At 73.8% G+C, this 1,663-nt stretch carries 3 protein-coding genes; 1 reads left to right on the plus strand and 2 read right to left on the minus strand.

Annotation, left to right across the window (positions count from 1 at the left end; translation table 11 throughout):
* Positions 1-195: 195 nt before the first annotated feature.
* Positions 196-828: a DUF308 domain-containing protein gene (locus ABWK99_RS15960; RefSeq protein WP_372595667.1), complete on the minus strand. Its 633-nt coding sequence runs from the start codon at positions 826-828 to the stop codon at positions 196-198.
* Positions 829-942: 114 nt separating this feature from the next.
* Here ABWK99_RS15960 and trxA point away from each other — a divergent pair, with 114 nt between their 5' ends.
* On the plus strand, positions 943-1,374 hold the full coding sequence (trxA, locus tag ABWK99_RS15965; RefSeq protein ID WP_372595668.1) for a thioredoxin: 432 nt from the start codon (positions 943-945) through the stop codon (positions 1,372-1,374).
* A gap of 60 nt (positions 1,375-1,434) precedes the next feature.
* Here the strand turns inward: trxA and ABWK99_RS15970 are convergent.
* The coding region (locus ABWK99_RS15970; RefSeq protein ID WP_372595669.1) for a ferredoxin at positions 1,435-1,663 on the minus strand (229 nt) is incomplete at its 5' end.

Raw genomic sequence — 1,663 nt, forward strand, 5'->3', positions numbered from 1 at the left:
CGCAGCGAGGCGTAGTCGTGGCTGTCGGCGCTGCGCAGGACGGCGTGACCGGCGACGGGCTGGGCTGAGGACTCGTCCACGGGCGTTGACCTCGGATCCTGGCGAACGGTGTCGCCACCCCCACCCCGCCGCAGATCGGCGCCGTTGTCAACCGCTCGCCCGGAGCGGGCGGTCAGCCGGTGCCGGTACGGCGCGCTAGCGGACGTTCCCCTCGATCACGACATGCGAGGCCCCGCCGGGTCCGCTCGGTCCCATCACCCGGTCCAGGTAGCCGTGGATCCGCGAGCGCACCACCAGCCCGCCGATCACTGCCACCACCCCGATCGCGACCAAGGTCACGCCCAGAGCCACGGCGATACCCGACAGCCCCGCCGTGGGCGCGAGGAGGAAGACGATCCCGAGGGCGAGCTGCCCCACCCCGAGGACCACGAGTCCGGCGCGGCTGCGCTTCGCGCGACCGGACAGCAGCACGGCGGCGTCACCGGCAGCGCCGATGAGCAGGCCGATGCCGATCACCCAGCCGAGCACCACGACCGAACCGGAGAGGTTCACCAGCGCCGCCACCCCGGCGATCGCGAGCAGTGCTCCGGTCACCACCGTGGGCACCCTGCGGGCAGCCGGCCATGCCGAGACGGCCAGGCCGAGGGTGGCACGGCCGAGACCGGTGACCAGCATCCAGAGCGCGATGAGCACGGTCAGCAGGGTCACGGTCGCATCGGGCGAGGCCAGCACCACACCGCCGGTGGCGGCGACCAGGACTCCGACCACGAGCAGGGGGACCCAGGTGATGGTGGCGGCGGAACGCAGCGCGGAGGCGTCGGGGGTCATGCGACGACCCTAGGTTCGATTCCTGGAGCTTTCCTGTGCAGGGGCTGTTCGGCGCTCGGGAGCTCCCCTCCCCGCCCGGCCACAGCACCGACCACCGGGTGGCACGATCGGGTCATGGCACCACAGGTCACCGCGTGCCCCGCCTGCGGCACGAAGAATCGGGTCCCCGTCGCGGCGAAGGGAAGCCCTCGCTGCGCCTCCTGCAAGGCAGCGCTGCCCTGGGTGGTCCCCGCCACCGATGCGGACCTCACGGCAGCGCTCGACACGGGGCACCTGGTCCTGCTGGACCTCTGGGCGCCGTGGTGCGCGCCGTGCCGGCAGGTCGCCCCTGTCCTCGTCAGTCTTGCGCAGCGCTACGCGGGCCGGGTCAAGGTCGTCAAGGTCGACGTCGACCAGAACCCGCGCACCGCTGCCCAGTTCGACGCGCGCAGCATCCCCACGCTCGTGCTGCTCCGGCGGGGCACCGCGGTCCGCACGATCGTCGGAGCGCAGCCCGAGGCCGTGCTCGCCCGGGAGATCGACGCGGCCCTCGCCGCGGCGCACTGACGGCCCGCGCGGGAGCGACGAGCATCGCCCGCTCGACCGCTCCTCGGCGGCCGGGCCGGCTCACCCCGGTCCGTCCGCCTCCTCGATCCACAGGGCACGGCGAGGGCACGCGCGCACGGCACGACGGGCGGCCTTCAGACCGCGGGCGTCGAGGTCGCTCTCGATCAGCGGGTAGCCCCAGCGGTCCAGCCCGATCACCCGATCGGCCACGCGGGCGCAGGCCCCGACCCCCTCGCAGGCGACCGGGTCCACCCGGAGCCGCGTCCTCGACTCGGGATCGTGACTCATC

The organism is Actinotalea sp. (genome assembly GCF_041597215.1).
GTDB lineage: Bacteria > Actinomycetota > Actinomycetes > Actinomycetales > Cellulomonadaceae > Actinotalea.

What these genes read in the sequence shown, in the direction of transcription:
- ABWK99_RS15960 (WP_372595667.1), bottom strand. Translation starts at nt 828, where the DNA reads ATGACCCCCGACGCCTCCGCGCTGCGTTCCGCCGCCACCATCACCTGG.
- trxA (WP_372595668.1), top strand. Translation starts at nt 943, where the DNA reads ATGGCACCACAGGTCACCGCGTGCCCCGCCTGCGGCACGAAGAATCGG.